Below are 21,247 nucleotides of genomic sequence, written 5' to 3' on the forward strand. Positions count from 1 at the left end.
GGCATGTGATGAGAGTCACGTCAACCCCTTGCGCGGGGTTGCTCCAGGCCGGCCCGGAGACGACGAAGCCGGAGTGCGCGTCGGGATGCGCACTCCGGCTTCGGGGTCGACGGTGCCGTCGGGCCGGTTCGGCTCAGTGACCGGTACTGGGCTTCGGCGGATTGCTCCGCTCGTCCGGGACGGCCGCGAACACCGACACGTCGGGCCGGTTGCCGGCCTTGATCTCGTTGAACAGGAAGTTGAGGACCACCGCGACCACGGCGGCCGCGCTGATGCCCGAGTGCATGATGGTGCTGACCGCCGTCGGGAACTGGTCCCAGAACTTCGGTGCCGCAACGGGGATCATGCCCATGCCGAGCGAGACCGCGACGATCACCATGTTCAGGTTGCCGTCGAAATCCACCCGCGAGAGCGTCTTGATCCCGCTCGCGGCGACCGAGCCGAACAGCACGATGCCGGCGCCGCCCAGGACGGGGTACGGGATCGCGGCGATGACGCGACCCACCACGGGGAGGAGGCCCAGGACGGCGAGGATGCCGCCGCCCATCGCCACCACGTAGCGGCTCTTGATGCCCGTCAGGGCCACGAGGCCCACGTTCTGCGCGAACGCGCTGCACGGGAAGGCGCTGAACGCCGGTGCCACCGTCGTCGAGAGCATGTCGGCGCGCAGGCCGGCGGCGACGCGCTTGGCATCGACCGGGGTGCCCACGATCTCGCCGATGGCCAGGATGTCGGCGGTGGTCTCCGTCATGATCACCAGGATCACGATCGTCATGGAGATGATGGCGCCGACCTCGAAGGTCGGCGAGCCGAAGTGCATCACCGGCGGCAGGGCGAACACGGGGCCGGAGCCCACGCGGGAGAAGTCGACCTTGCCGAAGATCGCCGCGATGCCCGTGCCGACCACGATGCCGATGAGGATCGACAGCCGCGAGATCGCGCCCTGGAAGAGCCGGCTGATCACCAGGATGATGAGCAGGGTCAGTCCCGCGAGGCCGATGTTGGCGGTGGAACCGAGGTCCTTCGCGCCCGCGCCGCCCATGGCCCACGTGAACGTCGTCGGGAGCAGCGACAGCCCGATGACGGTGATGATCGTGCCGGTGACGACGGGTGGGAAGTACCTGATCAGCTTGGCGAAGATCGTCGACAGTGCGAGTCCGATGAGGCCGGCGACGATGATCGCGCCGAAGATCGGCCGCACGCCGCCGTCCTTGGCGATCGCCGTCATCGTCGAGACGCTCGCGAACGAGAGGCCCTGCACGATCGGCAGTCTCGCGCCGAAGGGCCCGACTCCGATGGTCTGCAGGATCGTCGCCAGGCCGCTGACGAACAGGCCGGCGGTGACCAGCAGGCCCATGTCGGTGGCGGAGAGCCCGGCTGCGCCGCCCACGATCAGTGGGGGTGCGATCACGCCTCCGTACATCGTGAGGATGTGCTGGAGACCGTAGATGAAGGTCCGTCCGAGGGGAAGTTTCTCGTCTTCGGGACGCGCGATGGTGGCTGTGGTCATGGTCGTGGGTCCGCTAGCAGAATCCGGGAACCGCGTGCCACGCCGAGCCGGCGTCGGAGGCGTCGTCGCGGACGACGCTCGCCTCGATCAGGCCGTACGGGCGGTCGGCGGCGATGAACACCTCGCCCGGGTTCTCCACGCCGAAGGGCGAGAGGTCCACGAGGAAGTGGTGCTTGTTCGGCGCGGAGAACTTGATCTCGGCGACCTCGGGGTGCTGCTCGAGGACGGCCTCGCCCATGCCGTACAGGGTCTGCTGCAGTGCACGGCTGTGGATCTCGGCGAACCGCTTGAGCATGATCGTGCGGATCGAGCCGAAGGACGCGTCCCAGTCCACGTCGGTGCGGTCGTAGCGCCACTTCGCCACCAGCGAGGTCGCGAGGATACGGTCGTCGGTCTCCTGCAGCGTCGTGTACTTGTCCTTGAGGAAGCCGTGGAACTCGGAGCCGGTGGACTTGAGCAGCGTCAAGTCGTGGATGCCGGAGACCACGTGGGCAGTGCGGTCGGCGCCGCGACCCTCGATGTTCACGACGGTCGAGCGGATTCCGCCGCCCGACCGGACGAACGCGTGGTCGTGGCCCTCGCCGTCGACCTGGATCCGGTCCCAGGGGTACTCCTCGACCGCGATGCGGGCACCGTCGGCGTTGGGCGTGGAATCGATGAAGTGACCGCCGAGGGTGAGGGCGTAGTCCTCGATGGCACCCACGCCCTTCTCCTTGGCGAAGGAGAAGGCGGTGTTCTTCTGGGTGTCGGTGGGCAGCACCGCGGCCTGATCGCCGCTGATGTGCGCGTCCTCGAAGTTCCCGCGCAGCGCCGAGGAGACGTTCAGGTCGCGGATCGTGTGGCGTGCGGTATCCCGGTAGATCCGCACCACGCGGTTCTCTGCCTTGCCGTACTGGTTGGGGCCCAGGTGGATTGCCATGATGGTCAGCTTCCTTTGTAGGTGGAGTAGTGGAACGGGCTGAGCAGGAGGGGGACGTGGTGATGGGGCACGGCGCCGTCCTGCGCGATGAGACTGAAGGTGATGGCGACCTCGGGGAAGAAGTTCTCCTGCCCGGTGGCCGCGGCGTAGCCGGCGACGTCGAAGGTGAGCCGGTAGACGCCGGCCGCCAGGTCGTCGGGGCCGAGGTCCTTGACGCGTCCGTCGTCGTCCGTGACGCCGTGCGCCACGGGTTCGACGGTGCCGCCCGGGCTGATCCGGTCCATCCGGACCGGTACGCCGGCCGCCGGGACACCGCGCGCGGTGTCGAGGACGTGGGTGGTGACGGTGCTCATGAACGCCTTTCTGCGAGTTCGTCTTCCAGATCCAGGACGCGGGCCAGGCGGCGCAGTGCGATGCCGCGCAGCTCGCTCGCCGTGGCGACCGCCTCGGTGGCCGCGTCGTTCTCGAGCCGCTGCTGCAGCTTCGCGAGGACCGTCTGCGCGTCGAGCCCGGCCGCGTTCACCAGGAAGACGCGGTTGAAACGGTCCTCGTAGGCGCGGTTCCCGGCGACGAGGGCGGCCTGGGTCTGCGCGTCGGTGGAGACACTCGACTGCTCCTTGCGCGACCACGCGGCCTCGGTCGAAGCGCCCTGGGCACGCTCGCCGATCCGGGGGTGCGCGGCCAGCGCGCGATCGACATCGGCCGGGGTGAACGCGCCGGCGGCGGTGCCGGCGACGCGCAGGATCTCTCCGGTGTCCGCGTAGGGGCGGCCGGCGAGCACCGTGTCCGCCCAGGAGGGCACGTCGCAACACGCGAGGAGAGTGGCCCGGAGTTCGGCGAGGTCCGCCGAGTTGAAGCCTTCGAGGTCCATCTGACCTGCCTTCTTTCGGTCTGCGGAAGAAGTTTTCCACTAATCGAAGGATGGCATGTGAGCTGCGTCACGTCAACAGTTTGTTGAAAAATTGTTGCGGGCTACCATCGGGTGATGCGTTTGACCGCGGAGTTCACCAGCGAGCCCTTCCAGGGGGAGGGCGAGGTACCGCCCCATGCGGAGCGTGCCGTGGAGGCCCTGCGCGAGGCCGGGCTGGAGCACGACTTCGGCCCCCTCGGTACCGCGGTCGACGGCGAGGCGGGTGCGGTCCTGGAGGCCTTGCGTGACGCCCTGAGCAGGGCGTTCGCGAGCGGAGCGACACGGGTCACCGTCCAGGTGGACCGCCTGCCATGACGGAACCGACGCACCCCCTCGTGGAGGCCGTCCGCGAGCTGGTCGAACGGCTCGACGGCGAGATCGTCGGCGCGGAGGGGCTGCGGCGCGGTGACGTCCCGCTCGTCTGGGAGGGCGAGACGATCGCCGGTGTCCGGCTGCCCCCGGTGGACGCGCCCGTCGGGGATCTCGACGGCCTCCTCGCGAGCCTCGCGGACGAACTGGGGGCGCCCCTCAATCGGCTGGATCGCGGCGAGAAGCAGCGCGCCGTCCGGCTCCTCGAGGAGCGCGGCGCGTTCTCCTACCGCAAGTCGGCGGAGGTGGTTGCCGAGGCGCTGGGCGTCACCCGCTTCACCGTCTACAACTACCTCAACCGGATCCGCGGCTGACCTCGACGGGGCTCAGGGGGACGGCCGTCACGCCGGCGTCGGCGGTCCTCGCGAGCGTCGGGGTGTACCTGGTGCTGTTCGCGCTGGTCGGTCGCCGACCGACGTGACCGTTGTACGGCTTCGTACAGCGACGTACGATTCTCGTATGACCACGGTCAGTGCGAGTGAGGCGCGGCAGACCCTGCCTGCGCAGTTGGACCGCGTCGAGGCGGGGGAGCAGGTACGGATCACGCGGCACGGACGGGTGGTCGCCGTGCTCGTCTCGCCCGATGCGCTGCGATCGCCGCGTGCTGCGGCTGCGTGGGCGGCCGCGGACGCGATCGGTGCGCGCCTGGAGGCGGCCCGGCGGCGCCCCCTCACGCCGGGAATCTCCGTCGAACGGGCGGATGAACTCGTCCAGGAGATCTACGCGGACCGGCAGGCGCGGTGAACCCACTCGTCGCCTTCGACGCAGACGTTCTCATCTACGCCGGACAGCTCGGCCACCCGTTGGGACGCCGGATCGTGCGGCTGTTTCCCGACGTTCCCGATGAGATCGCAGGAGTCGGCTCCCTGAGCCTCCTGTCGGAAGTCCTCGCGAAGCCGATGCGCCTCGATCCCGCTTCCGCGGATTCGCAGCGACTCCTCGAACTGGTCGGTCGGCTCGACCTCTATCCCCTCGATGACTCGACGGCACGGTTGGCGCTGACGCTCGCGATCGAGTACAAGCTCAAAACCGCGGACTCGGTACACCTCGCGACGGCGATCGTGGCGGGGGCCGATCGGTTCCTGACGAACAACCGCAGGGACTTCCCGAAGACGATCACCGAGATCGTTATCGTCTACCCGGACGACATCCCGGATCCAGGCGAAGAATCCGACGACGTTCCCGCCGAATGATTCTCAGGCCACTGTGATGCCGGCGGCGGTGAACTCCGCCAGGGCGGCCTCCGTGGAGGCCTCCGCGACGCCCGCGGTGTAGTCCGCGAGCACGCGCACCGTCAGGCCCGCGGACCTCGCGTCGAGCGCCGTGGCGCGCACGCAGTAGTCGGTCGCGATACCGACCACGTCGACCGACGAGACGTCATGCGCCGCCAGCCATTCGGCGAGTGAGGCACCGTCGGCGTCGTGGGCCTCGAAGCCCGAGTACGCGGCGGAGTAGGCGCCCTTGCTGAACACCGGCACCCGCAGCGGCAGCCGTAGATTCGGGTGGAACTCCGCCCCGGCGGTCCGCGCGCGGCAGTGCACGGGCCACGAGTCCACGAAGTCCGGGGCCGCGGAGAAGTGCGCGCCGGGATCGATGTGCCAGTCCCGGGTGGCGACGATCGTCGGGTAGCGGTCCAGGAGGTCGTCGTGGATCGCGCGGGCCACAGCGGCGCCGCCGGCCACCGCGAGGGACCCGCCCTCACAGAAGTCGTTCTGCACGTCCACGACGATCAGTGCGGTGCTCATCGGCGCTCCTCGAACCGCGTCGCGATGGCGGGCTCTCCGTTGGACAGGCCCAGCCCCTCCCAGGGGAGGCTCACGAGCGCCTCCCGCAGGTGCGTGCGGGCTTCCTCGAGGCCGGGCAGGCCGTCCACCTGATCGCCGCCGCGGACCAGCGGGATCTGCAGCGGCGTCGCGGTCAGGTGCGCGGGCACCGTCGGCGTGGCGCCGGGGCGGAACAGCACCTCCTCGACGATCGTGCCGGTGCCGCGCGCGAGCCGGACCGCACGCTTCTCCCCGCCCTGGGTCTCCTTGTGCGAGCTGCGCTTCGCGACCGGCAGGCCGTCGACCTCCACGAGCTTGTAGACCATGCCCGCCGTCGGCGCGCCCGAGCCGGTGACCAGCGAGGTGCCGACGCCGTAGACGTCGATGGGCTCGGCGCGCAGCGCACCGATCGCGTACTCGTCGAGGTCCCCCGAGACCACGATCTTCGTCCGCGCCGCGCCCAGGCTGTCGAGCTGTGCCCGGACCTGGCGGGTGATGATGCCGAGATCGCCCGAGTCGATCCGCACGCCGCCGAGCTCGGGTCCCGCCGCGCGCACGGCACGATTGACGCCCTCGGTGATGTCGTAGGTGTCCACCAGCAGTGTCGTGCCGGCGCCCTGCGCCGCGACCTGGGCCGCGAACGCGGCCTCCTCGTCCGGACCGTCCGGGCCCGTGTGCAGCAGGGTGAACGCGTGCGCCGCCGTGCCGCCCGACGGGACGCCGTAGGTCCGGGCGGCCTCCATGTTCGAGGTGCTGGTGAAGCCGGCGAGGTACGCCGCGCGGGCCGATGCCACGGCGGCCCGCTCGTGCGTGCGCCGCGAACCCATCTCGATGAGCGGGCGGCCCGCGGCCGCGGACACCATGCGCGCCGCGGCGGAGGCGATCGCGCTGTCGTGGTTGAGGATCGACAGGATCAGCGTCTCGAGGATCACGCCCTCGGCGAAGCTCGCGCGCACCGTCAGGAGCGGGGAGCCGGGGAAGTACAGCTCACCCTCGCGGTAGCCGTCGATCTCGCCGGTGAAGCGGTAGTCCCGTAGCCAGGCCAGCGTGTCCGGGTCGAGGAAGCGCTCGACGACCGCGAGCTCGTCGGGCCCGAACCGGAACCGGCGCAGCTCGTCGAGAACGCGGGCGGTGCCCGCCACGACGCCGTACCGGCGCCCCGTCGGCAGGCGGCGCGCGAACACCTCGAAGACGCACGGACGGTGCGCGGTGCCGTCCTTGAGCGCGGCCGCCAGCATCGTCAGTTCGTACTGATCGGTGAGCAGGGCGGAGCTCCGCGAGGGGGAGCCGGCCCCGTTTTCATCTACCGTCACACTGGGTACCCTAGAACCATGACCGACAGCAGCGCAGCGGCCCCGGGAAGTGCCGGTGGTCCGGGCGGAGGTTCCACTGCTGCCCAGCCCGGTACGTCGGCGGTGCTCGAGCGCAAGACCGACGAGGCGATCGACAAGCCCTGGGTCACCGTCGTCTGGGACGATCCGGTGAACCTCATGTCGTACGTCACCTTCGTGCTGCGGAAGCTGTTCGGGTACAGCACCGACAAGGCCAAGGAACTGATGATGCAGGTGCACACGGAGGGGAAGGCCGTGGTCTCCACGGGCGACCGCGACAAGGTGGAGGGGGACGTCCGCAAGCTGCATGCGGCCGGTCTGTGGGCGACGATGCAGCGCGACAGCTGAGTGCGTAACTGGCAGGTCAAGCGGGGCGTGCGCGGGGATGTCCGCTTCGTCTCGAAGATGGATCCGGAGGAGGTCGGCCTCGTCCGATCCCTCGTGGGCTCCCTGATCGAGCTGTTCGACGAGCGCGAGGACTCCGCCCCGCACGACGAGCTGGCCGAACTCACCGGACTGCGGACGGGGCACTCCGAGCCGCCGCCGGAGACGGTGCTACGGCGCCTGCTGCCGGACTTCTACCGACCCGACGCGAACGCACCGGGCGCGGAAGGGGCACCGTCGGGCGAGTTCGCCCAGGACCTGAACGGAGCGCTGCGCTCCCTCAACGAGCCCGAGGTGATCGACGCGAAGCGCGCCGCGGCGCAGACGGTGCTCGCCACCCTGCCCGAGCGGGCGGGCACTGTCACCCTCACCGAGAGCGAGGCGCAGGACTGGCTGACCTGCGTCAACGACCTGCGCCTCGCGTTGGGCACGCTGCTGGGCATCACGGCGGACCTGCCCGACGGGCCGTCGTCGGACGATCCGACGCGCGCCGGGCACGTGGACGTCTACCACTGGCTCTCGGCGCTGCTCGACGTGCTGGTCTCGGTGATGCTCGACCGCGAGCCGGAATAGCCCGCGCCCGGGCGCGGTTGCAGGGTGCGTGACGGGCCTGCACATCCGGCGTGAGCTGGTGGAGAAGATGATCGCGCACGCGCGCCGCGATCACCCCGACGAGGCGTGCGGCGTGATCGCCGGTCCCGAGGGTTCCGACCGCCCCGAGCGCTTCATCGAGATGCTCAACGCCGAGCGCTCGCCCACCTTCTACCGGTTCGATGCGGGCGAGCAACTGCAGGTCTGGCGCGGCATGGACGAGCGCGACGAGGAACCGGTCGTGATCTACCACTCGCACACCGCCACCGAGGCGTACCCGTCGCGCACCGATGCGCGGTTCGCGTCCGAACCGAACGCCCACTACGTCCTGATCTCCACCCGCGACGACCTGGGCCCCGATGCGGAGGTCCGCAGCTACCGCATCGTCGATTCCGTCATCACCGAAGAGCCCGTCCACCTCGAGGAGGACTGATGTCCGTCACCGTCTCCATCCCGACCATCCTGCGCCCGCTCACGGGCGATGCGAAGCGGGTGCCCGCGTCCGGGGCGACCCTGGGGGCCGTCATCGACGATCTCGAGACGCGGCACGCCGGGATCAAGGACCGCCTCATCGCCGACGGGGCGCTGCACCGGTTCGTCAACGTCTACGTCGACGACGAGGACGTGCGGTTCACCGGCGGGCTGGACACCCCCGTCGCCGACGGCGGCACGGTGACGGTGCTGCCTGCAGTGGCCGGGGGATAGGCGCGCAGTGCCCAGGTTCGACAGCCTGCTGGACTCGCTCGGCGGGACGCCGCTGGTCGGGCTGCCGAGGCTCTCGCCCCGCTGGGAGGGGACAGACGGTGCGCCGCACGTCCGCTTGTGGGCCAAGCTTGAGGACCGCAACCCGACGGGGTCGATCAAGGACCGCCCGGCGCTGCGGATGATCGACGAGGCCGAACGCGACGGTCGGCTGCGCCCCGGCGACACGATCCTCGAGCCCACCTCCGGAAACACCGGGATCAGCCTGGCGATGGCCGCGAAACTCAAGGGCTACCGGCTCGTGTGCGTGATGCCCGAGAACACCTCCGCGGAACGGCGACAGCTGCTCACCATGTACGGCGCGCGGATCATCGACTCGCCCGCCGCCGGCGGCTCGAACCGCGCCGTGGCGGAGGCGAAGAAGCTCGCCGCCGAGCATCCCGACTGGGTGATGCTCTACCAGTACGGCAACCCCGCCAACGCCCGCGCGCACTACGCGGGCACCGGGCCCGAGCTGCTCGCCGACCTGCCCGAGATCACCCACTTCGTGGCCGGCCTCGGCACCACCGGCACGCTCATGGGCACCGGCCGGTACCTGCGCGAACACGTGCCCGGCGTGCAGATCGTCGCGGCCGAGCCGCGCTACGGCGAGCTGGTCTACGGGCTGCGCAATCTCGACGAGGGATTCGTTCCCGAGCTGTACGACGAGTCCGTCCTCACCCGCCGGTTCTCGGTGGGCTCCTACGACGCCGTGCGCCGCATGCGGCAGCTGATCGACGAGGAGGGCGTCTTCGCCGGGGTGTCCACCGGCGGCGTGCTGCACGCCGCGCTCGGCGTCGCGAACAAGGCCCTGACGGCAGGGGAGCGGGCCGACGTGGCGTTCGTCGTCGCCGACGCCGGATGGAAGTATCTGTCGACCGGCGCGTACGACGGTACGTTGGAGGATGCGGAAGAGGCCCTCGAGGGCCAACTCTGGGCCTGATCGGCCGGAGGCCGCACGCGCGAGGAGGTCGCCATGACGATTCCCAGCAACGACGGTGCGCCGCGCTCCCTGACGAGCCGGGTCGCCGGGAGCACGGCGGGGCGCTCGGCCATCCTGATCGTCGTCTTCGTGGCGGCGCTGTGGCTGATCGAGGGCATCGACACCGTCCTGGGCAACTCCCTGGACCAGTGGGGGATCCACCCGCGCTCCGGGGAGGGCGTGCTCCGGGGCGTCGTGCTGGCGCCGCTGCTGCACGGCGGGTGGGAGCACCTGGCCGCCAACAGTGTTCCGGCCCTGGTCCTCGGCTTCGTCGGTCTCGCCGCGGGCGCGGGTCGGTTCGTGATCGCGACCGCGATCATCTGGCTGGTGGCGGGCGCCGGAGTCTGGCTCACGGGCGGTGCGGGCACCGTCGTGATCGGACTCTCCGGTGTTCTGTTCGGCTGGATGACATACCTGGCGGTCCGCGGACTGTTCACGCGCAGGGCGCTCGACATCGTCGTCGGCGTGGTGCTGATGGTCATCTACAGCGGCATGCTGTGGGGAGTCCTGCCCGGTCAGCCGGGTGTTTCGTGGCAGGGACACCTGTGGGGAGCGATCGGCGGCGTCATCGCCGCGGTGCTCGTCGGCCGCCGCGGCCGCACCCGCCCGGGTACGGGGAATTCACGGCAGGTCGGCGCGATCGCCACGTGACGATCGCGGATCTGGCAGCATGAGCGGCATGCGTCTCACCATCCTCGGGTGTTCCGGCAGCGTCGGCGGTCCACGGGCGGCCTGCTCGGGCTACCTCTTGGAGGTGGACGGGCACGAGCCCGTGGTCATGGATTTCGGTCCCGGGGTCCTCGGCGAGTTGCAGCAGCGAGTGGACCCGAACACCGCCACGGTGATGCTCTCGCACCTGCACGCGGATCACTGCCTCGACCTGCCCTCCCTGCTGGTGTGGCGGCGCTACCATCCGACGCCCGCCGCGGGCCGTGCGCGCCTGATCGGACCCGCTGACACCCCCGAGCGGATCGGCCGCGCCTCCGCCGAATCGGCGGCGATGCTCGACGACATCTCCGACACCTTCGACTTCTCCGCCTGGGCCGAGGGGGAGGACCATGCGATCGGCGGCTTCACCGTGCGGCCCTTCCGCATGTTCCACCCGCCGGAGTCGCACGGCCTGCGGATCACCGCGCCCAGCGGCAAGGTCCTGGCGTACACCGGTGACACCGGCGTGTGTGACAACCTCGTCGAAGTGGCGCGCGGCGCCGACGTACTGCTCGCCGAGGCCAGCTGGACCCACGACCCCGCGAACCGGCCGCTCGGCGTGCACCTTTCGGGTGTGGAGGCGGGGCAGGCCGCCACCGACGCCGGCGTCGGACGCCTGCTGCTCACCCACATCCCACCGTGGACCTCACGGGAGGCGGTGCTCGCGGAGGCCCGATCCGTCTACGACGGCCCCGTCGACGCGGTGACGGGCGGCGACGTCTTCGAGCTCTGATGACCCCGGCACCGTCCTAGGCGATAGGCTGGGGCGCGTGAGCAGACGCGCAGACGGCAGGGCCGACGACGAACTCCGCCCCGTGACCATCACCCGGGGATTCACTCAGAATCCCGCCGGCTCGGTGCTGGTGGAGTTCGGCAACACGAAGGTGCTGTGCACCGCCAGCGTCGAGCTGGGAGTGCCGGGATGGCGCCGCGGCTCGGGGCAGGGGTGGCTGACCGCCGAGTACTCGATGCTCCCCGGTGCCACCCATGAGCGCAGCCGTCGCGAGTCCACCAAGGGCAAGGTGGGCGGGCGCACCCACGAGATCTCCCGGCTGATCGGCCGGTCGCTGCGCGCATGCATCGACCTCGCGGCGCTGGGCGAGAACACGATCGCCATCGACTGCGATGTCCTGCAGGCCGACGGCGGCACGCGGACCGCGTCGATCACCGGCGCGTACGTCGCGCTGTGCGACGCCGTCACCTACCTCGGTGCGGCGGGCAAACTGACCGACCCGCAGCCGATCTCGTGCGCCATCGCCGCCGTCTCGGTGGGCGTCGTCGACGGGCGCGTACGGCTGGACCTGCCCTACGAGGAGGACTCGCGCGCCGAGGTCGACATGAACGTCGTCGCCACCGACACCGGCACGCTGGTCGAGGTGCAGGGCACCGGCGAGGGTGCCACTTTCGCCCGCACCACACTCGACTGGATGCTCGATTCCGCGATCGCGGGCACGGAGAAGCTGTTCGCCGTGCAGAAGGAGGCGCTCGCGGCGCCGTACCCCGGCGTGCTGCCGGAGTTCGAGGGCGAACAGAAGAAGAAGTTCGGTCAGTGACCGCGCGTCTGTTGCTCGCGTCCCGGAACGCCAAGAAGCTGCGCGAGTTGCGGCAGGTCGTCGCGGACGCGGGCATCGTCGGCCTCGAGGTCGTGGGCCTCGACGAGGTCGAGCCCTTCGAGGAGCTGCCGGAGGACGCACCGTCGTTCGAGGGCAATGCGCTGATCAAGGCGCGGCAGGGGCACCAGCGGACCGGCTTGCCCTGTCTCGCGGACGATTCCGGGATCTGCGTCGATGCGCTGAACGGCATGCCCGGCGTGCTGTCCGCTCGCTGGTCCGGACGCCACGGCGACGACCCGGCCAACACCGCGCTGCTGCTCGCGCAGCTCTCCGATGTGCCCGCCGAACGCCGGGGCGGGGAGTTCGTCTCCGCCTGCGCGCTCGTCTCCGATTCCGGGGAGTCGACGGTGCGCGGTGTCTGGCGGGGCGCAATCCTGCGCGAGCCCAGGGGCGACGGTGGCTTCGGTTACGACCCGGTCTTCCTCCCCGACGGCTCCGAGCGCACCGCCGCCGAGCTCACGGCGGACGAGAAGAACGCGATCAGCCACCGCGCGCGGGCCCTGGCCCAGCTGGTGGAGCCGCTTCGGCAGCTCGCGGTGCGCGTCCCGGAGTAGCACGCAGTTGCGCTGCACCCGTCGGGCATCGGCGGTACGGTCGCCGCATGACTATAGTAAATACAGCTAATAATATTCCTGATAGTGACGGCCGCTACGTCCTCGTCCTCCCCGCCGACGGACGGGATCACGAGCGCGCCCTGCGTCGCGTGATGGGTGCCTCGGACGTGTACCGGACGCTGGACGCCACCGACGCATCGGACGCGGGGGAGTTCCTCGGGGCCGACGCCGTGGTGTTCGACACCCTCGGTCTCGCCGTCGTCCACGTCGACCCCGACCAGCGGGAGTCGCTCCGGCGGGCGTCCGACGACATCCTCTCCGTGGAGCCGGAACGACAGTTCCATCCCGTCGCCGCGAGGGCGGCGGAGTACCTGTCCGGCTATCGCGACGGCGTCGGCGATCTCGCCCGGCGGATCGACGGGGGAGCCGAGGAGCGTCCCCGGTGGTTCGTCGGACCGGAGCCGATCGGTGATGACGCGATCTCCACCTGGGGGCTGCGCGCCGTGGGAGTGGACGCCATCGAGGCGGGTGGCGCCGGCATCAAAGTCGCGGTGCTCGACTCCGGCTTCTCCTTCGATCACCCGGACTTCGCCGACCGCGATTTCTACGTGCGTTCGTTCATCCCGGGGGAGGAGCCCGACGATGGTCACGGCCACGGGACGCATTGCGGCGGAACCGCATGCGGGCCGCGAGTGCCAGCGACGGGCGTGCGCCGCTACGGCGTCGCCCACAGCGCGGACCTCTACGTCGGCAAGGTGTTGTCCAGTCGCGGCACGGGCACGGACACCAGCGTCTTCGCCGGTATCGACTGGGCGATCCGTCAGGGCTGCGAGGTGATCTCGATGTCGCTCGGCAGCGACGATCCGCGGGTGTCGGTAGCGCACGAGCGCGCCGGTGCCGCGGCGCTCGAGCGGGGGAGCCTCATCATCGCGGCGGCCGGCAACAACGCCGACCGCCCGTGGTACCCGGGCTTCGTCGGGGTTCCCGCGAACAGCCCGTCGGTGATGGCGGTCGGCGCCGTCGACAGTGCGCTGCAGGTCGCGTCCTTCTCGGCGACCAGTAATCCGGTGCCGGGCGGTCAGGTCGACATCGTCGGGCCCGGTGTGGGCGTCTTCTCCTCCTGGCTCGCGCCGCGGTGGTACGCCACCCTCGACGGTACGAGCATGGCCACCCCGGCGGTCGCGGGACTCGCGGCCGTCTACGCCGAGACGACCGGCCGTCGCGGTCGCGATCTCTGGGCGCAGCTCGTCCAGACCGCGCAGCGTCTTCCGGCGTCGTCGGCCGACGTCGGCAGCGGGTTGGCGCACGCGGCGGCGTGAGGGATATCGTCGGATCATGGCTGCGGTGACGCTCACACTGGGCTGTTCGGACGACGCGATCGACTCGCTCGTTCGAGAGGTCGAAGCCACGGGGATGCGTGTCGATCACGTGCACCGCACCCTCGGCATCCTCACGGGCGAGGTCGATCCGTCCCGCATCCCCGAGCTCAGCCGCCTCGACGGCGTGACCGCCGTCGAGGCGGCGCGGGGGTTCTTCACCCCGCCGCCCGACGGCGACGTGCAGTGAGGGCGTGGGCGCGCGGATCGTGCCCTCCGCGGTGCGACGGAGGACGAGGAAGGCGCCCCGCCGCGTTCGCGTGAGCGCGCCGTGCTGGTCGCGCCGCCGCGACGGCTCCCGGCGCGCGTCCCTGAGTCGGTCCGCGCAGCACGGTACCGTGGCGTCGTGAGCAGCAGACCGTCATCGGGCCGCGGTGCCCGCGTGGCCATCGCGCTGCTGTCCGTGCTCGTGCTCGCTGTCACGGGAACCGTCTGGTGGAGCACGAACCTCGTGATCGGCGGCTTCAACGTCTCGCGGGCGCTGGCCGAGGCGAAGGTGGCGAAGTCCACCGGCGGGGCCAAGAACATCCTGCTGATGGGGCTCGACACGCGGAAGGATCAGAACGGCGACGATCTGCCGTCCGACATCCTTCAGCAGCTGCACGCCGGTACCAGTGACAACGGCGGCTACAACACGAACACCCTGATCCTCATGCACATCCCGGCGGATGGCAAGAAGGTCACGGCCTTCTCCATTCCCCGCGACGATTACGTCACTTTCGCCGGCGTCGAGTCCCGGAAGAAGGGAAAGATCAAGGAGGCCTACGGCACTCGCAAGGCGGAGGTCGAGGACAAGCTGGTCGCGCAGGGGGTGAGCGATCGCAAGGAGCTCGAGAGCAAGGCCCGCGAGTCCGCGCGCGCCGCGACCATCGCCACCGTCGGGAAGCTGGTCGGCGTGCCGATCGACCACTTCGCCGAGGTCAGCCTCGTCGGCTTCTACGACCTCGCGCAGACCCTCGGCGGTGTCGAGGTGTGCCTCAACAATCCCGTGCGCGACAGCTACTCCGGTGCGGCCTTCCCCGCGGGGCGGCAGAAGCTGAGCGCCGCGCAGTCGCTGGCCTTCGTCCGCCAGCGGCACGGGCTCGCCGACGGTGACCTCGATCGCACGCACCGGCAGCAGGCCTTCATCGCGGGCGTCATGGTCCAGTTGCAGAAGCAGGGCGTCTTCGGCGACGTGCGCAAGCTGCAATCGCTGATCGCGGTCGCGCAGAAGGACGTCGTGGTCTCCGACGGCTGGGACCTGCAGGAGTTCGCGCAGCAGGCCGGCCGGATCGCCGGCACGAACCTCACGTTCACGACCCTGCCCGTGCGCGGCTACGCCACCGTCAACGAGCAGGCGGTGAACATCATCGACCCCGCGGCCATCCGCGCGCAGGTGCAGAAGGCCTTCGGGCAGTCGGTGCCCGGCAGTGACGAGTCGGCCGCGTCCGACGAGTCCTCGAGCTCGTCGGCCGCGTCGGACGGCGCCACGCAGGCGCCGCACCCCGTCGGCTACACGAAGCCCGCCTCGCCCGCGATGACCGTGTCACCCACCCCGTCCGACGGTCCCACGCCCGACGCCGGAACCACCCTGCGGGGCGGCCAGATCCCCTGCGTGGATTGAGGGCGCGGGCGGTACGGTCGGATCCGTCCGTTTCGTCGAGGGTGAAGAGGTGCCGCGGATGACAAGCTCCACTACGGGATACCGATTCGGCGCGGCATTGCTCGCCGTGGCGTTCGTCCTCGTCGGATGCACGAAGCAGGGCGGCGACACCACCTGCGAGAACTACCAGAAGATGTCCGATTCGGACCAGCGTGATCAGGTGACGAAGCTGTACAAGGACAAGCACGATCAGGAGCCGTCGGCGATCGTCGTGAGCGGCCTGCAGCAGCAAGCGCTCCTGTACTGCAAGACCGCGGGGAAGCCGGACTCGAAGATCAAGGAGATTCCGATCTCCTGATGGTCCACGCGGCGAAGGCGCCGGCTCATGGAGCCGACGCCTTCGTGGTGCGGCGTCAGTACTGCGAGCAGGTCCTGGCGACCGTCGCGATCGTGCCGTTGATCTTCTCCTGGTTCTGCTGGTAATACGCGGCGAGCTGCGGGTTCTGACGCCCCAACTCGTGAATCCGTGCGTTCCGCTCCGCAGGGGGCAGGGCGAGGATCCGCTGCGCCTCGGCCCGTCCGCCCGGCAGCCGGTTCACCATCGTCTGCGCCTCCGGCGCGACTGCGACGGTTGCGCGTTCGACCTGGGCGACGGTGCAGTTCGTCCCGGGGACGGGATCCGACGGAGCCGCCTGCGCGACGGCCGCCGGGGCCAGGACGAGCGCGCCGGCCGCGCCGGCGGTGGCGGCGATCTTCCACTGAGTCAGCATGGTGTTCTCCTTTCGTGGTCGCCCGGATGCATCGGTGGATGCCGATCCGGGCCACGTCGCCGAACGTACAGAGATGAATCTGAGTTCGGGCCAAGAGAATTCACAGGTAACGCGCCGGATCACGCTGGTGGGCGCCGTGTGCGAAGGGCCTGGGCAGGGGTGATCGCACCTGAGAAGGTGGCCGAAGTAGTTCGGCGAAAAAGTTCCCGCCGCAGGGTCAGTGTGATCGAGGTTGGCCACTGCGTGCCCTCATCGAGACCCGCAGGCCCGTGGATTCGTGGAGCCGCTCGGGACGTGTGCGCCCGGGGGGACTTGAACCCCCACACCCTGAGGTACTGGAACCTAAATCCAGCGCGTCTGCCAATTCCGCCACGGGCGCGTGCGACAGCGAGCGGCACCCGCTGCGGCGCAGGTCACGATACCGGTTTTCGGACGGCGTCGCCGAGACGGGTACCGTCGAGGGCGTGAAACGTCGTCGCCACCGTCCCGCGCTGATCGCGTTCGTCGTGGTCGCCGCCGTGGCGTGCCTGGCGCTCGGCTGGTGGCAGTGGGGACGATTCGAGTCGACCGCCGGATCCGCTCGCAACCTCGGCTACGCGATGCAGTGGCCGCTGTTCGCCGTCGCCTTCATCTGGGGCTACAAGCGGTTCGTGCAGCTCGAGGACGAGGCGGAGCTGCAGGAGCAGCTCGAAGCGGAGGAGGCCGGCGCACCCGCCGCGGACCGGCCCGCGCCGAAGTCCGTCGCGCCGGTCGCCACGAAGCTCACCGCGATCCCGGAGGGATTCCTGCCGAGCCGGGCGAGCGCACCGTCGGCCCCGGACACCGCACCCGACGACGCTGCGCACGACGAGTACAACCGCCTCCTCGCCGACCTGGCGACGAGCGAGACGATCGAGGAGAAGAAGTGACCGAAGCAGTCAAGCCGACCGCCCAGCAACTGGCGGACAAGCGCCGTACCCAGATCAAGGGCGCGCTCGGCCGCTACCGCTTCATGGCCAACTTCACCGGCGTGTTCCTCCTGATCCTGTGTGCAGAGCTGATCTATAAGTACGTCTTCGCCGAGATCTGGAAGCTGCCTGCGCCGGAATGGCTCTGGTACATCGGCGCGGTGCACGGCTGGGGATACGTGATCTACCTGCTGTTCACGTTGGACCTGGGAATGAAGGTGCGCTGGCCCGCGCTCCGTTTCTTCCTGACGCTGCTCGCCGGCACCATCCCGTTCGCCTCGTTCTACTTCGAGAAGAAGAACTCCGACGAGATCCGGGCGAAGTTCGACCTCTGACGGTGTGAAACGAGGAACGCCGCCCACTCCCGATGGAGTGGGCGGCGTTCGCGTATCCGAAGGTCAGCCGTAGATGTCGGCGATGTCTGCGGCGCGCAGGTCCATGACGACGTTGCGCTTGACCTTGAGGGTCGGCGTGAGCTCGCCGCCCTCGATGCTGAAGTCGCTGGTGAGTAGGCGCCACTCCTTGACCTGCTCGGCCTTGGAGACCAGCGAGTTCGCGGTGTTCACCGCCGAGCGGATCTCGGCCTTCAGCGCGTCGTTCGCGACGGCGTCCTCGATCGAGGTGTCCGCGGGCAGCCCGTGCGCCGACAGCCAGCCGGGCAGCGCCTCGGCGTCCAGGGTGATCAGTGCAGCCACGAAGGGCTGCTTGTCGCCGAGGAGCATGGCCTGCGAGACCAGCGGGTGCTGGCGGAGGGCGTCCTCGGTCTGTGCGGGCGCGATGTTCTTGCCCGCCGCGGTCACCAGGATCTCCTTCTTGCGGCCCGTGATCGACAGGTAGCCGTCGGCGTCGAGCGAGCCGAGGTCGCCCGTGTGGAACCAGCCGTCCTGCAGTGCGTCGGCCGTCGCCTCGGGCAGGCCCCAGTAGCCGCCGAAGACGACGGGGCCGCGGAGCAGGATCTCGCCGTCGTCGGCGATCGCCACCTCCTGGCCGGGGATCGGACGCCCGACGGTGCCGACCCGCTGCTCGGAGGGGCTGTTGCAGGTGATCGCCGCGCTGGTCTCGGACAGGCCGTAGCCCTCGTACACGGTGACGCCGGCGCCGCGGAAGAAGTGGCCGAGGCGCGCACCCAGGGGAGCACCGCCCGAGACGGCGCAGGTGCAGTTGCCGCCGAGGGCCTCACGCAACTTGGAGTAGACGAGCTTGTCGAACAGCGCGTGCTTGAGCTTGAGCACCAGGCCGGGGCCGCCGGCCTCGAGGGCCTTGCTGTACTCGATCGAGGTCTCGACAGCCGCGTTGAAGATCGTGCCCTTGCCGCCCTCCTCGGCCTTGCTGCTCATCGTGTTGTAGACCTTCTCGAACACCCGCGGCACGCTGAGGATGTAGGACGGCTTGAGCTCGCCGAACAGGCCGGTGATGTTGGACAGGTCCGCGGTGTGCGCCACCCGGATGCCGTGCTGAACGGCGGCCACCGAGATCGCGCGGGCGAAGATGTGGGCGAGCGGCAGGAACATGACGGTGCTGTCGCCCGGCTTGGTCATCTCGCTCAGGCCCTGGTGGATGCCGTCGTACTCGGAGAGCAGGTTGTCGTGCGTGAGCACCACGCCCTTCGGCTTGCCGGTGGTGCCCGACGTGTAGACCAGCGTGGCCTCGGCGGTGGACTCCACCGCGGTGGCGCGGGCGAGGTAGGCCTCGTCGGTGACGGCGGCACCGTCGGCGGTGAGGGCGTCGACGAGCCCCTCCTCGATGACCCAGACCTGCACGCCCGCGGGCACGCCGGCCGCGATCCGGTCCGCGGTGGCGCGGGTGTCCGTGATCAGGGCGATCGAGCCCGAATCGGAGAGGATGTGCTCGACCTGGGCGGCCGAGTTCGACTCGTAGACCGCCACCGTCGAACCCCCGACGGACCAGTTGGCGTAGTCGAGGAGGGCCCACTCGTACCGGGTGGGGCTCATGATCGCGATGCGGGTGCCGGTCTCGATCCCGCGGGCCATCAGGCCCTTGCCCACGGCGGTCAGCTGGTCGTTGAACTGCTGCGCGGTGACGGGTGACCAGCCGGAGCCGGAAGGGCGCAGGAACAGCTCGAACGACGGGGTCGACTCGACCAGCGCGCGGATCCTGGTGGTCAGGTTGTCCGATGCGGCGTGGGACCGAGTGGGGGCGGTGGCCTCGATGCGCAAGAGCTTCTCCTCTTCGGCGATAGTGAACGTCAGACAACCTATCGGAGGGTGTCCGAATCTGCTGGTGTTTCGCGCGTGCGGGGATCGCCGCATATGCTGGGGAAATAATGTCTGATGAATTCGGTGCCGAGCGCACCGCCCCCGCCTCCGTCGACAGTGATGCGCAGGCTCCCGATTCTGCCACTGAACCGGTGACCTTCCTCGACCTCGGCATCGACGAGCGCGTCCTGCGCGCCCTCGCCGAGGTCGGGTACGAGAACCCGTCGCCCATCCAGGCCGCCACGATCCCGCCGCTGCTCTCGGGCAGCGACGTCGTGGGCCTCGCCCAGACCGGCACGGGTAAGACCGCGGCGTTCGCGGTCCCGGTGCTGTCCAAGATCGACGGTGCCAACCGCAAGCCGCAGGCCCTGGTCCTGGCGCCCACGCGCGAGCTGGCGCTGCAGGTGTCCGAGGCCTTCGGCAAGTACGCCGTGCACATGCCCGACATCACGGTCCTGCCGATCTACGGCGGGCAGAGCTACGGCGTGCAGCTCTCGGGCCTGCGCCGCGGCGCGCAGATCATCGTCGGTACCCCGGGGCGCGTGATCGATCACCTCGCCAAGGGCACTCTCGACCTGTCGAACCTCGAGTTCCTGGTGCTCGACGAGGCCGACGAGATGCTCACCATGGGCTTCCAGGAGGACGTCGAGCGGATCCTCGCCGACACCCCGGAGTTCAAGCAGGTCGCGTTGTTCTCGGCGACGATGCCCGCGGGTATCCGCAAGATCTCGAAGAAGTACCTGCACGACCCGGTCGAGGTCACCGTCAAGGCCAAGACCGCGACGGCGTCGAACATCACGCAGCGCTACCTGCAGGTCGCGCACCAGCGCAAGCTCGACGCGCTCACCCGCCTCCTCGAGGTGGAGGAGTTCGACGGGATGATCATCTTCGTCCGCACCAAGTCGGCCACCGAGGAGCTCGCCGAGAAGTTGCGCGCGCGCGGGCACGCCGCCGCCGCCATCAACGGCGATATCGTCCAGGCGCAGCGCGAGCGCACGATCGGCCAGCTCAAGGACGGCAAGGTCGACATTCTCGTGGCGACCGACGTCGCGGCCCGCGGCCTCGACGTGGAGCGCATCAGCCACGTCGTGAACTACGACATCCCGCACGACACCGAGTCGTACGTGCACCGCATCGGCCGCACCGGCCGCGCGGGCCGCAAGGGCGACGCGCTGCTGTTCGTCACGCCCCGCGAGCGGCACCTGCTGCGCGCGATCGAGAAGGCCACGCGGCAGCCGCTCACCGAGATGGGCCTGCCGTCCGTCGAGGACGTCAACGCGCACCGCGTCGAGAAGTTCGGCGATTCGATCACCGAGAACCTCACCAACGATCACCTGCAGATGTTCCGCCGGCTCATCGAGGACTACGTGGGCGCCAACGACGTGCCCCTGGTCGACGTCGCGGCGGCGCTCGCACTGCAGTCGCGCGACGGTGCCTCGTTCCTGCTCAAGCCCGACCCGCCGGAACGCGAGCGCAACGCCCGCGACCGCAAGGATCGCGACTTCGGCGACCGCGACGCCCGTCCGGCGCGCGGCCGGGACCGCGATCGCGACCGTGAGCCGTCGACCCACCGCAAGACGGGTCGGCCGATGATGCCGTACCGGATCGCCGTCGGGAAGCGTCAGCACGCCACCCCGTCGCAGATCGTGGGCGCGATCGCCAACGAGGGCGGCCTCCGGCGCAGTGATTTCGGACATATCAGCATCCGGCCGGATCACAGCATCGTCGAGCTGCCGGACGATCTGGGGCGCGACGTGTTCGACGCCCTGGAGCGAACCCGCATCTCGGGGCAGTTGATCAACCTCGAACCCGACCCCGGCGTACCGTCGGGCCGCCCGGCCGGCGGCAAACAGCGCTTCCGCGCGGGCCGGAAGCGGTAATGACCGCTCGGCGTCCGCGCCGACGTGTATTAACCTTTAGTCAAGGTATAGCCCGGCCGGGCCGTACCGAGTGTCGGCTGTCGCCGACCCGAGGGACTCGA

Annotated in this window: 28 protein-coding genes and 1 tRNA gene; 20 read left to right on the forward strand and 9 right to left on the reverse strand. The window is 69.9% G+C overall.

The features are described 5' to 3' along the window. Nucleotides 1–133: 133 nt before the first annotated feature. Genes ABZX10_RS17775 through uraD form a run of 4 tightly spaced genes read right to left on the reverse strand, consistent with a single transcriptional unit; the run spans nt 134 to nt 3,300 of the window. Nucleotides 134–1,510, reverse strand: coding sequence for a nucleobase:cation symporter-2 family protein (locus ABZX10_RS17775; RefSeq protein ID WP_355542705.1), 1,377 nt, complete (start codon nt 1,508–1,510; stop codon nt 134–136). A 13-nt stretch (nt 1,511–1,523) separates the two neighbouring features. Continuing rightward, entirely contained in the window at nt 1,524–2,429 is a 906-nt protein-coding gene (gene pucL, locus ABZX10_RS17780; RefSeq protein ID WP_355542708.1) for a factor-independent urate hydroxylase, read from the reverse strand. A 5-nt stretch (nt 2,430–2,434) separates the two neighbouring features. After that, nucleotides 2,435–2,782 (reverse strand): hydroxyisourate hydrolase, encoded by a 348-nt coding sequence (gene uraH / locus ABZX10_RS17785; protein ID WP_355542711.1) that lies wholly within the window; start codon nt 2,780–2,782, stop codon nt 2,435–2,437. After that, on the reverse strand, nt 2,779–3,300 hold the full coding sequence (gene uraD, locus ABZX10_RS17790; protein ID WP_355542714.1) for a 2-oxo-4-hydroxy-4-carboxy-5-ureidoimidazoline decarboxylase: 522 nt from the start codon (nt 3,298–3,300) through the stop codon (nt 2,779–2,781). The genes uraH and uraD overlap by 4 nt, the downstream gene beginning before the upstream one ends. A 114-nt stretch (nt 3,301–3,414) precedes the next feature. Between uraD and ABZX10_RS17795 the strand changes: the two genes are divergently transcribed. From ABZX10_RS17795 to ABZX10_RS17810, 4 genes are all read left to right on the forward strand, one after another. Further along, nucleotides 3,415–3,654 carry a thiamine-binding protein gene (locus tag ABZX10_RS17795; RefSeq protein ID WP_355542717.1) on the forward strand — a complete coding sequence of 80 codons (240 nt, stop codon included), beginning with the start codon at nt 3,415–3,417 and terminating at the stop codon, nt 3,652–3,654. After that, a complete protein-coding gene (locus ABZX10_RS17800; protein WP_355542720.1) occupies nt 3,651–4,022 on the forward strand; it encodes a helix-turn-helix domain-containing protein in 372 nt (123 codons plus the stop codon). The genes ABZX10_RS17795 and ABZX10_RS17800 overlap by 4 nt, the downstream gene beginning before the upstream one ends. Before the next feature lie 145 nt (nt 4,023–4,167). After that, complete coding sequence (locus ABZX10_RS17805) at nt 4,168–4,452, forward strand: type II toxin-antitoxin system Phd/YefM family antitoxin (protein WP_355542723.1); 285 nt, start codon at nt 4,168–4,170, stop codon at nt 4,450–4,452. Beyond that, nucleotides 4,449–4,901 (forward strand): PIN domain-containing protein, encoded by a 453-nt coding sequence (locus tag ABZX10_RS17810; protein ID WP_355542726.1) that lies wholly within the window; start codon nt 4,449–4,451, stop codon nt 4,899–4,901. The genes ABZX10_RS17805 and ABZX10_RS17810 overlap by 4 nt, the downstream gene beginning before the upstream one ends. A gap of 3 nt (nt 4,902–4,904) precedes the next feature. Here the strand turns inward: ABZX10_RS17810 and ABZX10_RS17815 are convergent, their stop codons facing one another. Beyond that, nucleotides 4,905–5,453, reverse strand: coding sequence for an isochorismatase family protein (locus tag ABZX10_RS17815; RefSeq protein ID WP_355542729.1), 549 nt, complete (start codon nt 5,451–5,453; stop codon nt 4,905–4,907). After that, a complete protein-coding gene (locus ABZX10_RS17820) occupies nt 5,450–6,784 on the reverse strand; it encodes a nicotinate phosphoribosyltransferase (protein ID WP_355542732.1) in 1,335 nt (444 codons plus the stop codon). Before ABZX10_RS17820 ends, ABZX10_RS17815 begins: the two co-directional genes overlap by 4 nt. Before the next feature lie 18 nt (nt 6,785–6,802). Between ABZX10_RS17820 and clpS the strand changes: the two genes are divergently transcribed. From clpS to ABZX10_RS17885, 13 genes are all read left to right on the forward strand, one after another. Beyond that, nucleotides 6,803–7,150 (forward strand): ATP-dependent Clp protease adapter ClpS, encoded by a 348-nt coding sequence (gene clpS / locus ABZX10_RS17825; protein ID WP_082777927.1) that lies wholly within the window; start codon nt 6,803–6,805, stop codon nt 7,148–7,150. Beyond that, nucleotides 7,151–7,759 (forward strand): DUF2017 domain-containing protein, encoded by a 609-nt coding sequence (locus tag ABZX10_RS17830; RefSeq protein WP_355542736.1) that lies wholly within the window; start codon nt 7,151–7,153, stop codon nt 7,757–7,759. 28 nt (nt 7,760–7,787) lie between these two features. Beyond that, nucleotides 7,788–8,210 (forward strand): M67 family metallopeptidase, encoded by a 423-nt coding sequence (locus ABZX10_RS17835; protein ID WP_355542739.1) that lies wholly within the window; start codon nt 7,788–7,790, stop codon nt 8,208–8,210. Next, the gene (locus ABZX10_RS17840) at nt 8,210–8,482 is read left to right on the forward strand and encodes a MoaD/ThiS family protein (RefSeq protein WP_355542742.1); all 273 of its coding nucleotides are present in this window, start codon (nt 8,210–8,212) and stop codon (nt 8,480–8,482) included. The genes ABZX10_RS17835 and ABZX10_RS17840 overlap by 1 nt, the downstream gene beginning before the upstream one ends. 7 nt (nt 8,483–8,489) lie before the next feature. Beyond that, nucleotides 8,490–9,461, forward strand: coding sequence for a cysteine synthase (locus tag ABZX10_RS17845; protein ID WP_355542745.1), 972 nt, complete (start codon nt 8,490–8,492; stop codon nt 9,459–9,461). 33 nt (nt 9,462–9,494) lie between these two features. Further along, nucleotides 9,495–10,151: a rhomboid family intramembrane serine protease gene (locus ABZX10_RS17850; protein ID WP_355542748.1), complete on the forward strand. Its 657-nt coding sequence runs from the start codon at nt 9,495–9,497 to the stop codon at nt 10,149–10,151. A gap of 28 nt (nt 10,152–10,179) precedes the next feature. After that, nucleotides 10,180–10,941, forward strand: a complete 762-nt coding sequence (locus ABZX10_RS17855; protein ID WP_355542751.1) for a cyclic nucleotide-degrading phosphodiesterase — start codon at nt 10,180–10,182, stop codon at nt 10,939–10,941. 37 nt (nt 10,942–10,978) lie between these two features. Beyond that, nucleotides 10,979–11,761: a ribonuclease PH gene (gene rph, locus ABZX10_RS17860; protein WP_068536789.1), complete on the forward strand. Its 783-nt coding sequence runs from the start codon at nt 10,979–10,981 to the stop codon at nt 11,759–11,761. Beyond that, nucleotides 11,758–12,375: an RdgB/HAM1 family non-canonical purine NTP pyrophosphatase gene (gene rdgB, locus ABZX10_RS17865; RefSeq protein WP_355542756.1), complete on the forward strand. Its 618-nt coding sequence runs from the start codon at nt 11,758–11,760 to the stop codon at nt 12,373–12,375. The genes rph and rdgB overlap by 4 nt, the downstream gene beginning before the upstream one ends. Nucleotides 12,376–12,422: 47 nt before the next feature. After that, nucleotides 12,423–13,694, forward strand: coding sequence for a S8 family serine peptidase (locus tag ABZX10_RS17870; protein ID WP_355542759.1), 1,272 nt, complete (start codon nt 12,423–12,425; stop codon nt 13,692–13,694). Nucleotides 13,695–13,710: 16 nt separating this feature from the next. After that, the gene (locus ABZX10_RS17875) at nt 13,711–13,941 is read left to right on the forward strand and encodes a hypothetical protein (protein WP_355542762.1); all 231 of its coding nucleotides are present in this window, start codon (nt 13,711–13,713) and stop codon (nt 13,939–13,941) included. Nucleotides 13,942–14,097: 156 nt separating this feature from the next. Further along, complete coding sequence (locus ABZX10_RS17880; RefSeq protein ID WP_355542765.1) at nt 14,098–15,354, forward strand: LCP family protein; 1,257 nt, start codon at nt 14,098–14,100, stop codon at nt 15,352–15,354. 58 nt (nt 15,355–15,412) lie between these two features. Further along, complete coding sequence (locus tag ABZX10_RS17885; protein WP_355542768.1) at nt 15,413–15,691, forward strand: hypothetical protein; 279 nt, start codon at nt 15,413–15,415, stop codon at nt 15,689–15,691. A 55-nt stretch (nt 15,692–15,746) separates the two neighbouring features. Here the strand turns inward: ABZX10_RS17885 and ABZX10_RS17890 are convergent, their stop codons facing one another. Both ABZX10_RS17890 and ABZX10_RS17895 read right to left on the reverse strand, forming a co-directional pair. After that, nucleotides 15,747–16,103, reverse strand: coding sequence for a hemophore-related protein (locus tag ABZX10_RS17890; RefSeq protein WP_355542771.1), 357 nt, complete (start codon nt 16,101–16,103; stop codon nt 15,747–15,749). A gap of 297 nt (nt 16,104–16,400) precedes the next feature. Beyond that, a tRNA-Leu gene (locus ABZX10_RS17895) sits at nt 16,401–16,482 on the reverse strand. An 85-nt stretch (nt 16,483–16,567) separates the two neighbouring features. Here ABZX10_RS17895 and ABZX10_RS17900 point away from each other — a divergent pair. Beyond that, nucleotides 16,568–17,011 (forward strand): transcriptional regulator, encoded by a 444-nt coding sequence (locus tag ABZX10_RS17900; RefSeq protein WP_355542774.1) that lies wholly within the window; start codon nt 16,568–16,570, stop codon nt 17,009–17,011. Beyond that, the gene (locus ABZX10_RS17905; RefSeq protein ID WP_355542777.1) at nt 17,008–17,385 is read left to right on the forward strand and encodes a DUF3817 domain-containing protein; all 378 of its coding nucleotides are present in this window, start codon (nt 17,008–17,010) and stop codon (nt 17,383–17,385) included. Before ABZX10_RS17900 ends, ABZX10_RS17905 begins: the two co-directional genes overlap by 4 nt. A gap of 63 nt (nt 17,386–17,448) precedes the next feature. Here ABZX10_RS17905 and ABZX10_RS17910 read toward each other — a convergent pair whose 3' ends face one another. Then, nucleotides 17,449–19,227: a long-chain fatty acid--CoA ligase gene (locus ABZX10_RS17910; RefSeq protein WP_355542780.1), complete on the reverse strand. Its 1,779-nt coding sequence runs from the start codon at nt 19,225–19,227 to the stop codon at nt 17,449–17,451. A gap of 107 nt (nt 19,228–19,334) precedes the next feature. Between ABZX10_RS17910 and ABZX10_RS17915 the strand changes: the two genes are divergently transcribed. After that, on the forward strand, nt 19,335–21,146 hold the full coding sequence (locus tag ABZX10_RS17915) for a DEAD/DEAH box helicase (RefSeq protein WP_355542783.1): 1,812 nt from the start codon (nt 19,335–19,337) through the stop codon (nt 21,144–21,146). Nucleotides 21,147–21,247: the final 101 nt, after the last annotated feature.

It is taken from the genome of Tsukamurella sp. NPDC003166 (assembly GCF_040611135.1).
Classification (GTDB): Bacteria; Actinomycetota; Actinomycetes; order Mycobacteriales; family Mycobacteriaceae; genus Tsukamurella.